The organism is Kosakonia sp. Marseille-Q7440 (assembly GCF_965119485.1).
Map to the genome: position 1 here is coordinate 1,513,633 of NZ_CBCPLT010000002.1, position 19,595 is coordinate 1,533,227.

16 protein-coding genes are annotated in these 19,595 nt (G+C 58.8%); 12 read left to right on the top strand and 4 right to left on the bottom strand.

Annotated features, from left to right (window positions below; genetic code table 11):
- Positions 1–84 precede the first annotated feature (84 nt).
- On the top strand, positions 85–1,050 hold the full coding sequence (gene glk, locus ACWPW2_RS20965; protein WP_023479899.1) for a glucokinase: 966 nt from the start codon (positions 85–87) through the stop codon (positions 1,048–1,050).
- Here the strand turns inward: glk and ACWPW2_RS20970 are convergent.
- Both ACWPW2_RS20970 and ACWPW2_RS20975 read right to left on the bottom strand, forming a co-directional pair.
- Positions 1,047–1,775, bottom strand: a complete 729-nt coding sequence (locus tag ACWPW2_RS20970; RefSeq protein ID WP_023479711.1) for a LytR/AlgR family response regulator transcription factor — start codon at positions 1,773–1,775, stop codon at positions 1,047–1,049. The genes glk and ACWPW2_RS20970 overlap by 4 nt on opposite strands.
- The gene (locus ACWPW2_RS20975; protein WP_279792903.1) at positions 1,772–3,472 is read right to left on the bottom strand and encodes a sensor histidine kinase; all 1,701 of its coding nucleotides are present in this window, start codon (positions 3,470–3,472) and stop codon (positions 1,772–1,774) included. The genes ACWPW2_RS20970 and ACWPW2_RS20975 overlap by 4 nt, the downstream gene beginning before the upstream one ends.
- A 387-nt stretch (positions 3,473–3,859) precedes the next feature.
- On the opposite strand from ACWPW2_RS20975, the gene alaC reads away from it, so the two are divergent.
- Positions 3,860–5,101, top strand: a complete 1,242-nt coding sequence (gene alaC / locus ACWPW2_RS20980; RefSeq protein ID WP_023479684.1) for an alanine transaminase — start codon at positions 3,860–3,862, stop codon at positions 5,099–5,101.
- A 61-nt stretch (positions 5,102–5,162) separates the two neighbouring features.
- Here alaC and ypdK read toward each other — a convergent pair whose 3' ends face one another.
- The gene (gene ypdK / locus ACWPW2_RS20985) at positions 5,163–5,234 is read right to left on the bottom strand and encodes a membrane protein YpdK (protein ID WP_099458783.1); all 72 of its coding nucleotides are present in this window, start codon (positions 5,232–5,234) and stop codon (positions 5,163–5,165) included.
- A gap of 462 nt (positions 5,235–5,696) precedes the next feature.
- Here ypdK and hutI point away from each other — a divergent pair, with 462 nt between their 5' ends.
- From hutI to ACWPW2_RS21030, 9 genes are all read left to right on the top strand, one after another.
- Positions 5,697–6,923, top strand: coding sequence for an imidazolonepropionase (gene hutI / locus ACWPW2_RS20990; RefSeq protein ID WP_454125128.1), 1,227 nt, complete (start codon positions 5,697–5,699; stop codon positions 6,921–6,923).
- Positions 6,920–7,876, top strand: a complete 957-nt coding sequence (hutG, locus tag ACWPW2_RS20995; RefSeq protein ID WP_454125130.1) for a formimidoylglutamase — start codon at positions 6,920–6,922, stop codon at positions 7,874–7,876. Before hutI ends, hutG begins: the two co-directional genes overlap by 4 nt.
- A gap of 40 nt (positions 7,877–7,916) precedes the next feature.
- The gene (locus ACWPW2_RS21000) at positions 7,917–8,654 is read left to right on the top strand and encodes a histidine utilization repressor (RefSeq protein ID WP_124967670.1); all 738 of its coding nucleotides are present in this window, start codon (positions 7,917–7,919) and stop codon (positions 8,652–8,654) included.
- A 139-nt stretch (positions 8,655–8,793) separates the two neighbouring features.
- Entirely contained in the window at positions 8,794–10,476 is a 1,683-nt protein-coding gene (gene hutU / locus ACWPW2_RS21005) for a urocanate hydratase (protein ID WP_454125132.1), read from the top strand.
- Positions 10,476–12,011: a histidine ammonia-lyase gene (hutH, locus tag ACWPW2_RS21010; RefSeq protein ID WP_454125134.1), complete on the top strand. Its 1,536-nt coding sequence runs from the start codon at positions 10,476–10,478 to the stop codon at positions 12,009–12,011. Before hutU ends, hutH begins: the two co-directional genes overlap by 1 nt.
- A gap of 176 nt (positions 12,012–12,187) precedes the next feature.
- Complete coding sequence (locus ACWPW2_RS21015) at positions 12,188–12,820, top strand: DNA-binding protein (protein ID WP_454125136.1); 633 nt, start codon at positions 12,188–12,190, stop codon at positions 12,818–12,820.
- Between the two features lie 181 nt (positions 12,821–13,001).
- Positions 13,002–16,217, top strand: a complete 3,216-nt coding sequence (locus ACWPW2_RS21020) for a molybdopterin cofactor-binding domain-containing protein (protein WP_454125138.1) — start codon at positions 13,002–13,004, stop codon at positions 16,215–16,217.
- A gap of 11 nt (positions 16,218–16,228) precedes the next feature.
- Positions 16,229–16,693 (top strand): (2Fe-2S)-binding protein, encoded by a 465-nt coding sequence (locus ACWPW2_RS21025; RefSeq protein ID WP_128482425.1) that lies wholly within the window; start codon positions 16,229–16,231, stop codon positions 16,691–16,693.
- 13 nt (positions 16,694–16,706) lie between these two features.
- Positions 16,707–17,339, top strand: coding sequence for a nucleotidyltransferase family protein (locus tag ACWPW2_RS21030; RefSeq protein WP_454125141.1), 633 nt, complete (start codon positions 16,707–16,709; stop codon positions 17,337–17,339).
- Between the two features lie 5 nt (positions 17,340–17,344).
- Here the strand turns inward: ACWPW2_RS21030 and ACWPW2_RS21035 are convergent, their stop codons facing one another.
- Positions 17,345–18,220, bottom strand: coding sequence for a LysR family transcriptional regulator (locus ACWPW2_RS21035; RefSeq protein WP_454125143.1), 876 nt, complete (start codon positions 18,218–18,220; stop codon positions 17,345–17,347).
- A 115-nt stretch (positions 18,221–18,335) separates the two neighbouring features.
- Here ACWPW2_RS21035 and ACWPW2_RS21040 point away from each other — a divergent pair, with 115 nt between their 5' ends.
- Positions 18,336–19,550 (top strand): alpha/beta fold hydrolase, encoded by a 1,215-nt coding sequence (locus ACWPW2_RS21040; protein ID WP_454125145.1) that lies wholly within the window; start codon positions 18,336–18,338, stop codon positions 19,548–19,550.
- Positions 19,551–19,595: the final 45 nt, after the last annotated feature.

Consider the following 19,595-nt stretch of genomic DNA (forward strand, 5'->3'; position numbering starts at 1 on the left):
TCGTGATATGGTCGTTGTCGTTACAGCGCCTTGAATTTACAGTGTGCCAAAGATTTATTCTGACTTTAGCGGAGCCGTAGAAGAATGAAAAAATATGCTTTAGTGGGAGACGTGGGCGGCACCAACGCGCGCTTAGCGTTGTGTGATGTCGAGACCGGCGACATTTCCCGGGCCAAGACCTATTCAGGTCTTGATTACCCCAGCCTGGAAGCGGTCGTTCGCGTTTACCTCGAAGAGCACGAGGTGAGTGTGGAAGATGGCTGTATCGCCATCGCTTGCCCCATCACCGGCGACTGGGTGGCGATGACCAACCACACCTGGGCCTTCTCCATTGACGAAATGAGGCAAAACCTCGGCTTCGCGCATCTGGAGATCATCAACGATTTCACCGCCGTTTCGATGGCTATCCCGATGCTGAAAGCGGAACACCTGATTCAGTTTGGCGGCAACGCGCCGGTTGAAGGTAAACCGATTGCCGTTTACGGCGCCGGTACCGGTCTTGGCGTCGCGCATCTGGTGCATGTGGATAAGCGCTGGGTGAGCCTGCCGGGCGAAGGCGGCCACGTCGATTTCGCGCCGAACAGCGAAGAGGAGGGGATTATCCTTGAAGAGCTGCGGGCTGAAATTGGCCACGTCTCCGCCGAGCGCGTGCTCTCCGGTCCCGGGCTTATCAACCTCTACCGCGCGATTGTGAAATCAGACGGTCGCCTGCCGGAAAACCTGCAACCAAAAGATATTACCGAGCGTGCACTGTCGGACAGCTGCACTGACTGTCGCCGCGCGCTGTCGCTGTTTTGCGTGATTATGGGCCGTTTTGGCGGCAACCTGGCGCTCAATCTCGGCACCTTTGGCGGTGTTTACATCGCGGGCGGTATCGTGCCGCGCTTCCTTGATTTCTTCACCGCGTCCGGTTTTCGCGGCGGCTTCGAAGATAAAGGGCGCTTCAAAGCCTACGTGCAGGACATTCCGGTCTACCTGATTGTTCACGATAACCCAGGCCTGCTGGGCTCCGGCGCACATCTGCGCCAGACGCTGGGTTATGTCCTCTAAAGATTCATCAGTTGCCTGAATTCTTTTACCTTGCTGCGGCTGACGGGCACCTGAAAATCGAGGTCCCGCAGTCGCAGAATATAGGTGTTGTTAAACCAGGGTTCGATCTCGCGGATCTTGTCCAGATTGACGCAGTATGAGCGGTGGCAGCGGAAGAAGTGCGCTGTCGGCAGCTTGCTGCAAAACTCCGTAATATTCATCGGCATCACGTACGACTCCCGCTTCGTGTAGACGAAGGTCATCTTCTCGTGCGCTTCAGCGTAATAGATATCGTGAATACTGGTGACAATAATCCGCTCATCTTTCACCAGGTTAATGGTGGCGTTTTCCCGTGACTGCGGGCTGCTCGCGGTTCCTGCCTGCTGCTGCCAGGCGCTCTCCAGCTTCTGCAACATATTGACGATGCGCGACTCCTGGTAAGGTTTCAGGATGTAGTCAAACGCTTCCAGTTCAAACGCCTCCACCGCATGCTCTTTCCACGCGGTGATAAAGACAATAAAGGGCTTATGGGCGAACTGGCTGATATTCTGCGCCAGCAACACGCCATCCAGCGACGGGATGTTGATATCGAGAAAAATGGCGTCCACGCGGTTGTGCTGTAAATACTTCAGCACGTCGAGGCCATCATCAAACGTGCCGACAATCTCCATCTGGCTGTGTTCGCGAATAAGCCAGCTTAGCTCCTGCTGCGCCAGGAATTCATCTTCTACAATGATGACTTTCATCTTCTCTCCGGTGAGGGCAACAGCGTCGCGCGCGACGTCTGGCGGGGCACATAAAAGGCGATTTCGGTGCCCGGCGTCAGGCGGCGAATATGCAGCCCTTCGCCATACAGTAGTTTCACCCGCTGATGAACATTCAGCAGGCCAATTTTATTCCCCGGCATTTCATCTGCTTCGACGCGGGCGATCATTTCCGGCGCGATGCCGTTGCCGGTATCGCGCACCGCAATGCGCACCCGGTTGCCGCACTCTTCCACGCTAATGGTGACCACGCCTTTGCCTTTGCAGGGCTGGATACCGTGAACGATGGCATTCTCCACCAGCGGCTGGATCAGCAGGCTCGGGATCACGCAGCTCACCTCTTCATCGATATCATAGATAACCGTCAGCTTATCGCCGAAGCGTGCCTGCTCAATGGCGATATAGTCCTTAATCTGGTAGAGCTCTTTTTTGATGTCGATCTGCTCATCATCTTTTAATTCAATGTTATAGCGCAGGTAGCGTGACAGATTGTAAATCAGCTGGCGCGCGGTATCGGGATTGAGGCGAATGGATGAGGAGATGGCATTCAGGGCGTTAAAGAGAAAGTGGGGGTTAATTTTACTTTGCAGCGCGCGCAGCTCCGCTTTATTGGCCATTTCGCGCAGTTGCTCAGCGCGGGAGACTTCCAGCTGCGTTGAGATAATCTGCGATAAACCGACCGCCATATCCTGCAACGCGGAGGTGATCTGGTGCGCGTGGCAGTAGTAGATTTTTAGCGTCCCGGTGACGATGCCCTGTTCGCGCAGCGGGATCACCAGCATTGAGTGGATCTCCGGCGTGCGGTGCGCTTCATCATTGTTTTTAATGATAATTTCGCCGGTGGTAATCGCCTGCTGAGTGGTCGGGCTAATAATATCATCACTATCGAGGTAGTTATTTTCGCCCACTCCGACATAAGCCAGTACGTGATCAACGTTGGTGATCGCCACCGCGTCGGCGTCAATATCGCGGCGAATGATGTCGCACACCTGGCGCAATGACTCGCTGTTCACGTTGCGAAATAGCGGTAGGGTTTTATTGGCAATATCCAGCGCCAGCCGCGCCTGCCGCCCGGCAATCGCCTCTTTTTCCCCCTCGACGCTCTGCACCAGCAGCACAATAAAGCCGATGCACACCGTGCCAAAGATCATCGGCGCACCGATTTTCGCCACAATATCCAGCCCCAGCGCGGTAGAAGGCGCCCAGATCACCACCAGCAGCATGGTCAGGCTTTCGCAAATCATCCCGCCGATAATCCCGGCGCGCCAGTGCTGGGCTTTGGGAAATTTTCGGTTAATCAGCCCCGACATCACGCCGGCGATAATACTGGTGATAAAACAGGGCACGGCGGTCACGCCGCCGATATCAATCAGGTAACGGTGCGTCCCGGCGATAATCCCGGTAATAATGCCGACCCACGGGCCAAACAGGATCCCGCCGGACATCACGGCAATAATGCGCACGTTGACCAGCGATCCCTCAACCGGCACGCCGGACCAGGTGCTGAACAGCGCAAACAGGGAGAAGATCGCCGTTACGCCGAGCAGCTCCTTCGGTGAGTGAGCGGTTTTATGCAGCAGCTCGCGAAACAGGCGGATGCGGATCAGAAAGAAGAGGCAGATCAGCATCAACGCCGCGCGGTCGAAAACCGCCAGTAACATGTCGAATATTTCGTGCACGGGGGACTCATGTGACAGAGTTCAAAGGGCTATGATAAAAAACCCGGCGGCAGATGACCAGTTAACCATTGATTAGATGAATGAGGAAAAACCATTTTTTTAAAAGGGGATTAAAGAGCATCTGACGCAGGAGAGGACACAACTTAACCCGCATCTCTGTAAGGTAATTTTCTTTTTATCATATTGTTAATGAAAAGCTGTGTTCATCCGCTTAAGCTGCACTCAGTTTTTCGGTTGCTCAAATTACGCTTCCCCTTTTTCGCTTGCGGACTATTTTTTCTCTTCCCTCTCGACAGCGGGAATTTAATCAGGCTATGTTCTGAACAGGCTGCATATGCAGCGACGTCGCTCGGACGGTCCGGGCGCTAACGTAACTTCGAGGAATCTATGGCTGACTCCAGTCCTGAACGCCGCTTCACGCGTATCGATCGTCTTCCCCCCTATGTATTTAATATTACTGCCGAACTGAAAATGGCTGCGCGACGCCGCGGCGAGGACATTATTGATTTCAGTATGGGCAACCCGGATGGCGCCACCCCGCCGCATATCGTGGAAAAACTCTGCACCGTGGCGCAGCGCCCCGATACGCACGGCTACTCCACCTCACGCGGTATTCCGCGTCTGCGCCGGGCTATTTCGCGCTGGTATCAGGATCGCTACCAGGTGGATATCGATCCGGAAACGGAGGCGATTGTCACCATTGGTTCGAAAGAGGGGCTGGCGCACCTGATGCTGGCAACGCTGGATCATGGCGATACCGTGCTGGTGCCGAATCCGAGCTATCCGATTCATATCTACGGCGCGGTGATTGCCGGTGCGCAGGTGCGATCGGTGCCGCTTGTAGAAGGGGTCGACTTCTTTAATGAGCTGGAGCGTGCGATCCGCGAAAGTTACCCTAAGCCGAAAATGATGATTTTAGGTTTCCCGTCGAACCCGACCGCGCAGTGCGTGGAGCTGGAGTTCTTCGAGAAAGTGGTGGCGCTGGCGAAGCGTTACGATGTGCTGGTGGTGCACGATTTGGCCTACGCCGATATCGTCTTTGATGGCTGGAAAGCACCGTCCATTATGCAGGTGCCCGGCGCGCGCGATGTGGCCGTTGAGTTCTTCACCCTGTCGAAAAGTTACAATATGGCGGGCTGGCGCATTGGCTTTATGGTCGGCAACCCGACGCTGGTTAATGCGCTGGCGCGGATCAAAAGCTACCACGATTACGGCACCTTTACGCCGCTGCAGGTCGCGGCTATCGCTGCGCTGGAGGGGGATCAGCAGTGCGTGCGCGATATCGCCGCGCAGTATAAGCGCCGCCGCGATGTGCTGGTCAAAGGGCTGCATGAAGCGGGCTGGATGGTCGAGATGCCGAAAGCCTCGATGTACGTCTGGGCGAAAATCCCGGAGCAGTATGCGGCGATGGGCTCGCTGGAGTTTGCGAAAAAGCTGCTGAAGGAGGCGAAAGTGTGCGTTTCGCCCGGCATTGGCTTTGGTGATTATGGCGACACCCATGTGCGTTTTGCGCTCATTGAGAACCGCGATCGTATCCGCCAGGCGGTGCGCGGCATCAAAGCGATGTTCCGCGCCGATGGCCTGCTTCCCGTGACGCCAAAAGGGGCGGCGGAAGAGACCCAGCCATAAACATCAGCCATAAAAAAAGGAGCCGCATGGCTCCTTATTTTTTTCTGCGCTATGGCTCAGGCTAGATCATCAGGGCGAATGTGCCGGCCCACACGATAACCATCACCGATATGCCCATAAAGAAATATTTCACGTTCATCGCTCCGCACACAAAGTATGCATTAATGATCTGTCAGGACTGAGTATAGAGAGGTGAAACTACGCCAAAACGAAAATGAGAATTTTCTCCCTTCCGGCCACAGCGCCATCTCAGAATTTCGGGTGATTTCATCACCAAACGGGGGCTAATGTACGCTTAATTTTTTGCCCTTACAAGAGCCTTTTTTCTATTTAATTTTAGCAACTTACAGAGTGTCGGGCTTTGGCGACACAATACTTTCACTGCTAAATAAATTGCCCTTGGGCGACGGTTTTTGAGCGCGGCTGAAACGGTTCATTGACGGTTGAAATATAAGGCGAATTTTATGTGGTGCGTCACAGTTTGCTGCTTGCAGCCATGTTATTGGCGGCAACGCCCGCAGCAAACGCGCCGCAGAGTTGACAAGCGAATCATTATGCAAATAAATGTCTATACAACACATGACAAGAGAACCATATGATTGAGCTGACCTCTGACGACCGTCTGTGGCGTAACGCGAAGCTGGCAACCATGGATCCCACGCGAGCAGAACCCTATGGCCTGCTTGAGCGCCATGCCATCGTGGTGCGTAACGGGCAGATCCGGGCGATCGTACCGGAGAGTGAACTGCCTGCGCACGCGCCGCAGAGCACCGATCTACATGGCCGTCTGGTGACGCCCGGTTTAATCGACTGTCATACCCACCTTATCTTTGCCGGTAACCGTGCCCAGGAGTGGGAGCAGCGGTTAAACGGTGTCTCGTATCAACAGATTAGCGCCGAAGGCGGCGGCATTAACGCCACCGTGTGGGCGACGCGGGAGTGTCCCGAAGACCAACTGCTGGAACTGGCGCAGTCGCGGCTTGAGCGGCTGATGCGCGAAGGCGTCACCACGATTGAGATCAAATCGGGCTACGGGCTGGATTTAGCCAGCGAAGAGAAGATGCTGCGCGTGGCCGGCACGCTGGCGCAAAACAATAGGGTGGAGGTGAGCCGTACGCTACTCGCCGCACACGCCGCGCCGCCGGAGTATAAAGCGGATCCGCAGGCCTACATTGATCGGGTCTGCCACACCATTTTGCCCGCCCTGGCGGAGAAGGGATTGTTTGAGGCGGTGGATACGTTTTGTGAAAACGTCGGCTTTACTCCGTCGCAAACCGAACAGGTGTTTCGCGCCGCGCAGGCGCTCGGCATTCCGGTGAAAGGCCATGTTGAGCAGCTCTCCTCGTTGGGCGGCGCGGAGCTGGTCAGCCGCTTTAAAGGCTTATCCGCCGATCATATTGAGTACCTGAGCGAATCCGGCGTGATGGCGATGCGCGCCAGCGGTACCGTTGCCGTCCTGCTGCCCGGTGCCTTCTATTTTCTTAATGAAACGCAAAAACCGCCGGTCGCTTTGCTGCGCCAGCAGGGCGTACCGATGGCGGTAGCGACGGATTTCAACCCCGGCACCAGCCCGTTTGCCAGCCTGCATCTGGCGATGAATATGGCCTGCGTGAAGTTTGGCCTGACGCCGGAAGAGGCCTGGGCGGGCGTGACGCGCCATGCGGCGCAGGCGCTTGGTCGTAAGCAAACCCATGGTCAGCTGGCCGCCGGGTTTGTCGCCGATTTTGTCGTCTGGGAGGCCAGTCATCCGGTGGAGATGATCTATGAGCCGGGCCGTAATCCGCTTTATCAACGTATTTTCCGTGGCGAGGTCACTGCATGAATCTATGGAAGCCGGTAGCGCCTGCGTGCTGGCAGGGCAGGGATGACAGCGGCGAAGCGGCAAATGCCCTGCGCCTGTTTCAGACCGTCACCAAGGCGGAGACTTTTGCGCCCGGGCAGCACAGCGGCAAGACGGCGCTGCTCGGCTTTGCCTGTGATGAGGGCGTTAAGCGCAATCAGGGGCGCGCGGGGGCCGCGAAGGGGCCGTTTGCTCTGCGTAAAGCATTGGCCAATATGGCCAGCCACGCCGGGCATCAGCATGTTGTTGATTTGGGTAATATTGTCGCCCGGCCGGAGGCGCTGGAGCAGGCGCAGCAGGTGCTGCATGATGCGGTGCTCGCCTGCCAGCAGGCGCAGATGCGCACGCTGGTGTTGGGCGGCGGGCATGAAACGGCCTTTGGCCACGGCTCGGCAATCCTGGATGCTTTCCCCCATGAGCAGGTCGCTATTATCAATCTCGATGCGCACCTCGATTTACGCCACGCGGCGCGCGCCAGCTCCGGCACGCCGTTTCGCCAGCTAGCGCAGCAGTGCGACGCTCAGCAGCGCGGCTTTCACTACACCTGTTTCGGTGCCAGCCTGGCGGCCAATACCCAGGCGCTGTGGGATGAAGCGACGCGCCGCAACGTAACGGTGATTGAGGATCTGGCGCTATTAAACGCCTTCGAAACCGAAGCACTACCCGAAATTGAGCGCATCATTAAGCAGTACGACAGGATCTACCTGACCATCGATCTTGATGTGCTGCCCGTCTGGGAGATGCCCGCCGTCTCCGCACCGGCGGCGCTGGGCGTGCCGATGCATCTGCTGCTGCGCATTATTGAACCGCTGTGTCGCAGCGGCAAAGTGCAGGCGGTGGATCTAGTGGAGTTCAATCCGACGTTTGATCACGCAGGGCAGGGCGCGAAAGCAGCTGCCCGGCTGGCCTGGCAAATCCTGCACTGGTGGCAGTGATATACTCGCCAGACAAATAACAATAAGGAATTGCCGCGCTATGTATTCACCCCGCCCCCGGGTGGCTTCGGCCACCGCGCCCGTGCCCTTTTACGAGAAGGTAAAGCAGGCCATCAGCGAGAAGATCGCCGCTGGAATCTGGCGTCCGCACGATCGCATTCCCTCTGAAGCGGAGCTGGTGGCGCAGTTTGGTTTTAGCCGTATGACCATTAACCGCGCGGTGCGCGCGCTGACCGATGAGGGGTTGCTGGTACGCTTGCAGGGCGTCGGCACCTTTGTCGCCGAGCCGAAAGGGCAATCGGCGCTGTTTGAGGTGCGCAGCATTGCCGATGAGATTGCTGACCGCCACCATCAACACCGCTGCGAAGTGCTGCTACTGGAGGCGCGCGCCGCCGACGCAACCCAGGCCGCGGCGTTAAACGTGGCGGAAGGGACACGCATTTTTCACTCGCGCATGGTCCATTTTGAGAATGGCATCCCGGTGCAGATTGAGGAGCGCTGGGTCAATGCCGACGTGGTGCCGGAGTATCTGCAACAGGATTACACGCAGACCACCGCTCATGCTTATTTGTCGCTGATTGCGCCGCTCACCGAAGGGGAGCACATTGTGGAAGCCGTTCACGCGACGGCTGACGACTGCCGTCTGCTACAGATCCAGCAGCACGATCCCTGCCTGCTGATCCGCCGCCGCACCTGGTCAACATCGCAGATCGTCTGCCACGCCAGCCTGCTTTATCCCGGCTCCCGCTACCGTTTACAGGGCCATTTCGGCTCCTGAGCGCTGCCAGCAGCAAAAGCGTGATTGTTAACGCACTATCAGAAAAATGTATCTTTCGTGTTAAATCCTGCCTTGCGCGTAATTGTATAGACAAGTATATGTGTTTACACACTCATCGCGTGATTTCAGGAGAACAACGATGTCGCATATCCCCTCTCGCCCGCAGGCGATCCGCGCCCCGCGAGGCACGGCGCTGACGGCCAAAAGCTGGCTGACCGAAGCGCCGCTGCGCATGTTAATGAACAACCTCGACCCGGAAGTGGCGGAAAACCCGCAGGCGCTGGTGGTTTATGGCGGTATCGGGCGCGCGGCGCGCAACTGGGAGTGCTATGACGCCATCGTAAAGGCGCTGACGAATCTGGAGAGCGATGAAACGCTGCTGGTGCAGTCCGGCAAGCCGGTCGGCGTGTTTAAAACTCACGAAAATGCGCCGCGCGTATTGATTGCCAACTCTAACCTCGTGCCGCACTGGGCAACCTGGGAGCACTTTAACGAACTGGATGCGAAAGGGCTGGCGATGTATGGCCAGATGACTGCCGGGAGCTGGATCTACATCGGCAGCCAGGGAATCATCCAGGGCACCTATGAAACCTTTGTTGAAGCCGGGCGTCAGCACTACGGTGGCAATTTAACCGGGCGCTGGGTGTTAACCGCCGGGCTTGGCGGCATGGGCGGCGCACAGCCGCTGGCGGCGACGCTGGCCGGAGCCTCTTCGCTGGTGATTGAGTGCCAGCAGAGCCGCATCGATTTCCGCCTGCGCACCCGCTATGTCGACGAGCAGGCCAGCTCCCTCGACGACGCGCTGGTGAGAATCAAACGTTACACCGCCGAGGGCAGGGCAGTTTCCGTGGCGCTCTGCGCCAACGCCGCCGAGGTGTTACCGCAGCTGGTGCAGCGCGGCGTGCGCCCGGATATGGTCACCGATCAAACCAGCGCCCACGATCCGCTGCATGGCTACCTGCCGAAGGGCTGGACATGGGAAGAGTATCAACGCAAAGCAGAATCCGATCCGCAGCAGACCGTGCAGGCAGCGAAAGCGAGCATGGCCGAACATGTCAACGCGATGCTGGCTTTTCAGCAGATGGGCGTGCCGACTTTTGATTACGGCAACAACATTCGCCAGATGGCGAAAGAGATGGGCGTGACCAACGCCTTCGATTTCCCCGGTTTTGTCCCGGCGTACATTCGCCCGCTCTTTTGCCGCGGCATTGGCCCGTTCCGCTGGGTGGCGCTCTCCGGCGATGCTGAGGATATCTACAAAACCGATGCCAAAGTGAAAGCGATGATTAACGATCCGCATCTGCACCGCTGGCTCGATATGGCGCGCGAGCGCATCAGCTTCCAGGGATTACCGGCGCGCATCTGCTGGGTCGGGCTGGAGTGGCGGCAAAAACTGGGACTGGCGTTTAACGAAATGGTACGCAGCGGCGAAGTCTCAGCGCCGATTGTGATTGGCCGCGACCACCTCGACTCCGGCTCTGTTGCCAGCCCGAACCGCGAAACCGAAGCGATGCGCGACGGCTCCGATGCTGTCTCCGACTGGCCGCTGCTCAATGCGCTGCTTAACACCGCCAGCGGTGCCACCTGGGTCTCACTGCACCACGGTGGCGGCGTCGGCATGGGCTTTTCACAGCATGCGGGCATGGTGATTGTCTGCGACGGCAGCGATGAAGCGGCGGCGCGGATTGCCCGCGTACTGCATAACGATCCGGCCACCGGTGTAATGCGCCACGCCGATGCGGGGTACGACAGCGCCATCGAGTGCGCGGTTGAACAGGAGCTTAACTTACCGATGGTAGCCGCCACACAGGGGAAACGTTGATGAACAGCACGCTACACCTTATTCCCGGCCAGTTGACGCTGGCGCAGTTGCGCGACGCCTGGCGTCAGCCGCTCTATGTCACCCTGGATGACAGCGCGTTTGCCGACATTGCGCAAAGCGTCTCCTGCGTGAATGCCATTATGGCCGAGGGGCGCACGGCGTACGGCATTAATACCGGCTTTGGCCTGCTGGCGCAGACGCGCATCGCCACCGAAGATCTGGAAAACCTGCAACGCTCGCTGGTGCTCTCCCATGCCGCAGGCGTTGGCGAACCGCTGGATGAGGGGATGGTGCGCCTGATGATGCTGCTGAAAATCAACAGCCTCGCGCGCGGCTTCTCCGGCATCCGTTTGCGGGTGATCCAACTGCTGGTGGATATGCTCAACGCCGGGGTCTATCCCTGGATCCCGGCGAAGGGCTCCGTTGGCGCCAGCGGCGATCTCGCGCCGCTGGCGCATCTCTCCCTGACGCTGCTCGGCGAAGGTAAAGCACGCTTTCACGGCGAGTGGCTGCCCTCCAGCGTGGCGCTTAACCGCGCCGGTCTGGTGCCGCTGAAGCTGGCGGCAAAAGAGGGGCTGGCTCTGCTGAACGGTACGCAAACCTCCACCGCGTTTGCGCTGCGCGGACTGTTTGAAGCCGAAGATCTTTTTGCCTCGGCGGTGGTATGTGGGGCGCTGACCACCGAAGCGGCACTCGGCTCCCGTCGGCCTTTCGATGCGCGTATTCACGAAGTGCGCGGTCAGCGCGGGCAGATCGATGCCGCCGCGCTCTACCGACATCTGCTGACCGATGACAGCGCGATTGCGCAGTCGCACCACAACTGCAACAAGGTGCAGGATCCCTACTCATTACGCTGCCAGCCGCAGGTGATGGGCGCATGTTTAACGCAACTGCGCTTTGCCGCCGGAGTGTTGTTAACCGAGGCGAATGCGGTTTCCGATAATCCGCTGGTCTTTGCTGCGCAGAATGAAGTTATCTCCGGCGGCAACTTCCATGCCGAGCCGGTAGCGATGGCGGCCGATAACCTCGCGCTGGCGATTGCCGAAATTGGCGCGCTGGCGGAGCGGCGTATCGCGCTGCTGATGGACAGCCATATGTCACAACTGCCCCCCTTCCTGGTGAAAAACGGCGGCGTCAACTCCGGGTTTATGATTGCCCAGGTGACGGCGGCGGCGCTGGCGAGTGAAAACAAAGCCCTGGCGCACCCGCACAGCGTCGACAGTCTGCCAACCTCCGCCAATCAGGAGGATCACGTCTCGATGGCACCCGCCGCCGGTCGTCGCCTGTGGGAGATGGCGGCAAATACCCGCGGCGTGATTGCCGTCGAGTGGCTGGCCGCCTGCCAGGGGCTGGATATGCGCGAAGGCTTAACCACCAGCCCGCTGCTGGAGCAGGCCCGCAGCCTGCTGCGTGCGCAGGTTACGCACTATGCGCAGGACCGCTTCTTCGCTCCCGATATCGAGGCCGCTATGACGCTGCTCAGCGCCGGTCATCTGCGGCAGCTGCTACCGGAGATACTCTCCTCCTCAAACTGAACATCCTGCCCGGCACAGAAGCCGGGCTTTTTATTGCCTGTTAAACAGCTTATCCAGGCCTCCTTCACCTTAGCGCCATGACGGCTATCACGACGCGGCGATAGCGGCTTTCGGTTAGGTCACGGAGTTGGTAAATTGAGCCACGGAGAGTGACTTCATGCAGAAGGGAAGGCCGGGTGAGCGGAAAAATTGATTATCAGATTGAGAAATACAGCTTTGCCGACGTCGCCGGTACGCCGCGTCTGGCGCAGCAGTGGCGCGATGTGCTGGATGAGTGCCGCCAGCTTAACGCCGGAGCCGAAGAGCGGCTGCGCATCGCGCTGCTGAATGTTGATTATGTCACCAGTTTTGAGCTTCCCTTCCGTTTACTGCTGACCCGCGCGCCGCAGCTGATTGCCGCGCTGCGCGACGAATTCACTCTGGCGCAGAAAAATGTGGTGTTTAACGGCAAGCGTTTTGGCTGCGTCTATAGCCTGAAAACCGATTTTAGCGACATTCCCGATACCTTCCAGTACCGCCTTGCGACGCGCATCCGGCGCATCGATCCGACGGGGGCCACGGCCACACCCTACCAGCAGATTGCCAAAGAGATAAAAGCCCCGCGCGAGCGGCTGAAACAGGCGCTGGAGTCCGGTTTGCAAGTGACCGCGCTGGATGGGCTGTTCTGGTTTGGCCTGCAACGCATAGCGGCGGATGTGCAGCGGCTGCGCAAAAGCGGAATGGCGATTGCCACCGCCGAAACCGAGGTGTTCGACGATCTTACCGGCACCACGCGGCTGATGCCCGTTTACCGCCTCGTCGAAAAATAGCCGCCGTCGGCGGTGAAATTATCAAAGTGATATCCCTTTTCCCGGCTTGATAACCGCCGGGCGCGCGTCTGCCTGCTTTTTATCCGTTATTGCCGCTTTTCGCCTGTTTTTTACCCAAATTGAAAGTGGCATAGCCATTGCTTATAGCAATCATCCTTTTGCTAGTGGAGAGCGCATAACAATGGAGACGGTGCTGGTTGGCAGTGAAGTAGCCCGCGTAGACGGGCTGGCCAAAGTCAGGGGAACAGCGATTTATGGCGACGATATCCGGCTGAAAAACATGCTTTACGGCGTCTGTCGCTATGTCGATATCGCCGCGGGACGCGTTGATTCCGTCGATCTCAGTGAAGCGGAAAAGGTGCCCGGCGTGGTGCGTATCGCGACCTGGAAGGATATCCCCGGCCAGCGCAAGCTGGGGGCGATTATCCCCGATTACCCGCCGATTATTGAAAATGAGGTGGCCTATCGCGGCGACGTGATTGCCGTTGTGGCCGCGGAGAGCTATCAGGCCGCCTGCCTGGCAGTAGACAAAATTAAGCTCACCTACTCGCCCTGCGAGCCGATCACCTCCCCGGAGGAGGCACTGAAACCGGGTGCGCGGCTGATCCACAGTTCGCTTGAGAGCAACGTCATTAACCGCCACCACACGGTGAAAGGGGATATTGAGGCCGGGTTTGCCGCCTCGACGAAGATCATTGAGCGCGACTATGAGGTGGGGTTCCAGGAGCATGCCTATATCGAGCCGGAGTCGATCACCGCGTGGCTGGATGCTGACCAGCAGATTATGACCATCGCCGGTTCGATTCAGAACGCGCACCGTATTCGCGGCATCGTCGCCAAATACCTCGATCTGCCCCAGAGCAAAGTAAATGTAAAACGCTCGGTGCTCGGCGGCTCCTTTGGCGGCAAAGATGACATTATTGATAACCTCGCCTGCCGCGCGGCGCTGCTGGTGCAACTGACGGGACGTCCGGTAAAGATGACCTATAACCGCGAACAGTCGATGCGCGAGAGCTACAAGCGCCACCCCTATAAATTGCATTACCGCATTGGCCTTGATGATGATGCCCGCATTCAGGCGATGCAGATCAATATCATCGCCGACGGCGGCAGCTACGCCGGGCAGACGGTGTTCGTCACCTGGCGCAGCTCGGTGCAGGCGGCGGGCCCCTATAACATTCCCAACGTGCGCGTCGATATCACCGGCGTCTACACCAACAATAACTACACCTCGGCTTATCGCGGTTACGGCGCGCCGCAAATCATCTTCGCCAATGAGTCCCTGATGGATGAAGTGGCAGAGATAGTGGGTCTCTCGCCGGTGGAGCTGCGGCTGCGCAATATTCTGCGCCAGGGCGACACCAGCATGGCCGGCCAGCGTATGTGCGATCACACCGTCTCGGCGCAGGAGGTGCTGGAAACCTCGGTGCTGAAAGCCGAATTCGAGGCGCGACGGGCGCACTATCAGCAGCTGAATGCCGAGGGCGGGCCGGTGCGTTACGGCATCGGCCTTGCACTGAGCCATCGCGGCTGCTCTCTCGGTGCGGAGGGGCTGGACGCCTCATCCGCGCTGATGCAGGTCAATGCCGACGGCAGTATCAACATCTCCACTTCGGTCTCGGAGAACGGGCAAGGGTTGCAGACCACCATGTCGCTGCTGGCGGCGGAAGCTTTCGGCATTCCGCTTGCGCACGTCACCTTTAGCGAACCGGCGACGGCGATGATTGCCGATGGCGGCTCTACCGTCGCCTCGCGCGGCACGTTGATGGGCGGGCAGGCGATCCTCAGCGCCGCTAACACCATTAAAAATCGGATGGCCGCCGCTATCCTGGCAACCTTGCACGCCGGTGAAATAGCGGATCTGGTATGGCGCGACGGGCACGTCTTCAACCGCCATCAGCCGCAACGCCGTCTCGCGTTTCAGCAGGTGGTCGATATGACCCGTGCCACCGGCGCGAACTTATCCGCCTACGGCTGGCATGTGGCACCGCCCATTCACTGGGATGAAGAGAAGGGGAGCGGCAGTCCCTATTTCACCTGGGTCTACGGTTGCCAGATTGCCGATGTGGCGGTCGATCTGCGCACCGGCAAAGTGACGGTTAACAGCGTCGTTGCGACTCACGATGTCGGCAAGGTGATCAACCCGGTCGGCTTCAATGGCCAGGTGTATGGCGGCGTGCTGCAAGGGATGATTGGCTACGGCATGCTGGAGGATTTCAACACCGAGCAAGGGGTGGTGAAGTCGGAGAATTTCGACACCTACCTGCTGCCGACCATCAAAGATATGCCGCCAATTATCATCAACGCCATCGAAAACGCCGACAAAGCGGGGCCGATGGGCGGGAAAGTGATCGGCGAACCGGTGCTTGAACTTGGCGCTGCGGCGCTCAATAACGCGGTGAGTTTCGCCATCGGCCGCTTTAACCGCACGCTACCGCTGACGCTTGAGCAGGTCAGGCTCGGTTATAACCTGAAAAAACCGGCGCGCCAGAGCGAGCGGCTCTTCGATTGCGGCCCTAAAAAAGAGGTGCACCGGCTCAATACGGTGTCGCTGAAAGTGGCGCACACGTTAAAAGAAGCCCTAACCCTGATGGCGGAAAACGCGGCGCAGCCGATTGCCGGCGGCACGGATGTGCTGGTGCAGGCGCGTCTGCGCTGCGATGCGGTGCCGCTGGTCAATATTGCCGGGCTGGCTGAACTGAAAGAGATCTTCGACCTCGACGGCGGGCTGTCGATCGGTGCCGGGGTCTGCTTTAGCGATTTGATTAAACATCCGCTGGTGCAGCAGCGTTACCCGCTGCTGATTACCGCCTGTAAAACTATCGGCTCGTTACAGCTTCGCAACCGCGCCACGCTCGGTGGCAACGTGGTCAATGCCGCGCCCTGCGCCGACTCCCTGCCGCCGCTGATTATCTATGACGCGCAGGTGGAGCTGCGCAGCCTGCGCGGTACGCGCCGCTTGCCGGTGAGCGAATTTGTTACCGATGGCTATCGCACCGGTATCGCTGCCGATGAGCTGGTAACGCGCTTTATTCTGCCGGTGCCGATGACCCAGCCGCTGGTGGAGTGCTACCTGCAACTGGGGCGGCGTAATGCGCTCAACATCACGCGGCAAAGCCTTACCGGACAATTTCATGTCGATAGCCAGGGCACCATCCGCATCTGTCGGTTGGTCGACGGCGCGCTGATGCGTAAACCGCAGCGGCTAAGCCCGGTGGAGGAGACATTAGTCGGCCAGCCTTTGAACGCCGCCTCGATTGATAAAGCCGCGGAGGTGCTGAAAGGGCTGGTGGATGAGGCCATTGGCGGGCGCTGGTCTGCGCCTTACAAAATCCCGGTATTTGTCGATATGTTCCGCCTGATGATGCAGGACGTAATAACTGAGCAGAGCAACTAAGGAGCGCGAAGATGCATCCAATTGAACTGAAAGTGAATGGCATCCGTATTCGCCGCGACGTGGACGATAATCTGCGGCTTATCGATCTGCTGCGCGACGACTTACGCCTGACCGGCACCAAAGAGGGGTGTTCCGTGGGCGAGTGCGGTGCCTGTACCGTAATGCTTGATGGCAAGGCGGTCTGCTCATGCCTGCTGCTCGCCGCCCAGTGTCACGGGGCGGAGGTGACCACTATCGAAGCCCTGCACCACGACCCGGTGGGCAAACGTCTGCAAAATGCGTTTGTGCGCCACGGCGGCGTCCAGTGCGGCTTCTGCACGCCGGGGGTGTTGATGAGCACCAAAGCGCTACTGGAGCTGAACCCCGCGCCGGATGACGACGCGCTGAAAGAGGCGCTGGAGGGAAATCTGTGCCGCTGTACCGGCTATCAGCCGATCATCACCTCCATCAAAGCGGTGCTGAAGGGCGAGGCGTGAAAAGGAGCGAGTGATGAGTGAAAAGGCGCTGATTGAGTGCGTAATGCTGGCGGCCGGGTTATCCAGCCGGATGGGCGACTGGAAAATGATGCTGCCCTGGGGGGCGGGCACGCTGCTCGACAGTGCGCTTCGCAGCGCCTTCACGCTCTGCGACCGGGTGATCCTGGTCACCGGGCACCGTGGCGATGAGCTGGCGCGCTACTATCGCGGGCAGCCCGCGATTACGCTTGTCCATAACGCCGATTACGCCTCGGGGATGTTCTCTTCAGTAAAGTGTGGCGCGGCAGCGGTGACCTCAAGGCGCTTTTTTCTGGCGCTGGGCGATATGCCGGAGGTGTCGCCCACGGTCTACAGCGCGTTATGGCAGCATGCGGATCATGACCACTGCCTGGTGCCTGGTTATGATCAGGGCCAGGGCCACCCGGTGCTGCTTCCGGCGCAGGCGCTCGCGCTTATCAGCAACGCGCCCGCCGACAGCAGCTTAAAAGCGATAGTTCGCCAGATCGGCACCTGCACGGTTGCCGTCGATGAGCCGGGCATCCATTGCGATATCGACACGCCCTCGCAGTACCGCCAGCGAGCCGAGCTAAACCGCTTGCTTGATACGCTGCCGCGGCGGCGCATAAGCCCGCATGGCGGCCGGTAATTTCGTCAGGCCATGTTTGCCCGCGCGAGGAGAGTCATTAAAAATTCCGCCACCGCTTTGATGCGTGCCGAGGCAATAAGATCGGCATGGGTCACCAGCCAGAGATCTTCGCTCAGCACCAGATCTTGCGGGATCACTTCGACTAATCCCGGCTGCTGGGCAGCGATAAAGCAGGGCAACACCGCCAGCCCAAGCCCGGCGTTGACGGCAGAAAGCTGGGTCACCAGGCTGGTGGTGGCAAGCGCAGAGGTTTTATCTTCAACCTGTTCATCAAACCAACGGGCGGCGGGAAGATGGCTGAACGAACTGTCCCAGGTAATAAAGCGCCGCCCGCTCAGGGGGGCATCTTCCGGCGCGGGGTGAGCGCGCAGATAGCTCTCTGCTGCATAGACCGCCGAGGCCATCACTCCGGCTTTGCGGATCTTCAGCGTGTTTTGCTCCGGGCGCACCAGGCGCAGCGCGATATCGGCATCGTTTCGTACCACCGAGACGGTGTTGACGCCGGTAATCAGCTCGAGGCGGATCGCCGGGTAATCGGCCTGAAACTGCAGCAGGGCCGGGATAATCAGGTGGTTGGCTAATGTCTCTGCCGTTGCCAGGCGCACGGTTCCCGCCGCTTCACCATCGCCTCCGGCAAAGGCGTGCTCCAGCGCGCCGACCCGGCTCTCCACCTCTTCGGCATAACTCAGCAGCGCTTGCCCGGCATCGGTAAGAAAGTAGCCGGTCTGATGATGCAGAAACAGGCTGGTCCGCAGGCTGCTTTCCAGCGCGCTAATTCTGCGCGACACCGTCGACTGGCTCACCTTTAGCGTGGCGGCAGTTTTAGTCAGGCTGTTGGTGCGCGCAACGGCCAAAAAGAAGCGTAAATCGTTCCAGTCCATGCTCTCTGTTTTCTGTTTATGCAAAACGATTCACCGATTTTATCCGTAGTTTTCAAAATATGGAAAAAATAGACTTCTGTTACGGCATTACTATTCAAAAAACAGGAGTGAGCAGATGGAAGTCACAGCGAAGCAGGTCGTGGAAACCTACCTTGCGGCGTTCGCCGCGGGCAGATTCGATGAGATTGTCAGCCTGCTGGCCGCCGATGTGGTGTGGCATATTGACGGCGAGCCGGGTGTTTCTACCGTCGGGCTGTTGCAGGGGCCTGAGCAGGTCCGGCGTTGGTTAATGGCTTTCCCGCAGAACTTCAGGCCACGGGAATTTGTGATTAATGAGATTATCGCGCAGCACGACAGCGTGCTGGTGCTGGGGCGTTTTCGCCACACGGTGGTCAGCACGCGGCACACCGTCGGCAGCGATATGATCATTCACTTCACGGTCACGAACGGCAAAATTCGCCGTTATCAAATCTTTGAAGATTCGGCGCTGCTGGCAAGAGCCTTCAACGCGGATGATGAGTGGTCGCTGCAGCAGTTGCGCATCAATGGCACGCTCTACCGTTACCGCGATATCGGCGAAGGGCCAACGCTGCTTTTTGCCCACGGGCTTTTCGCCAGCCATCACATTTTCGCCGCACAGGTTCAGGCCCTGAGCCACGCTTATCGCTGCATTGTTCTCGATATGCCGGGACACGGCCTGAGCGGCTACGATCCCACCGGCTGGACGCTTGATGATCTGAGCCGCGATCTGGCGCTGATGATTGATGAACTGGCGCTCGGCAAGGTCACCATCGTTGGGCAGAGCCAGGGCGCGATGGTAGCCCTGAGGCTGGCGGCGCGTTATCCGAAGCTTCTGGCAGGCCTCGTGCTGATTGGCACCAGCGCCCGTGCGGAGTTGCCAGAACGGCTGGAAATATGGCGCAGGCAGCGCGAAACCCTGCTGAATGGCTGCGATGCGGCGCGGGACGCGCTTTTTACCACCCTTCAGGCCTATGTAAACAGCGTTGACTGGCTGCAAAACCACCCTCGTGAGGCCGCCGAAGAGCGCGCCATGATGCATGCTCACAGCCGCGAAGGATTGGTGCTGGCGCTGGATGCCGCCGTGTTTGACCGGGGCGATATCACGCACCTGTTGCCGACGATCACCGCGCCGACGCTGGTGATCGTCGGGGAAGAGGACAGGGCAACGCCGGTTGAGTTAAGCAGGGAGATCGCCGCGCTTCTGCCCGATGCTCAACTGCTTACGCTGGCAAAAACCGGCCACCATCCGCCAACGGAAGCCGCCGATACGGTGACGGCGGCGATTGCCGGCTTTATTGCAGCTAAATAGCGGAGATAAAAAGCCCCGTCAGGGGCTTAATATGCGGTGGTCATA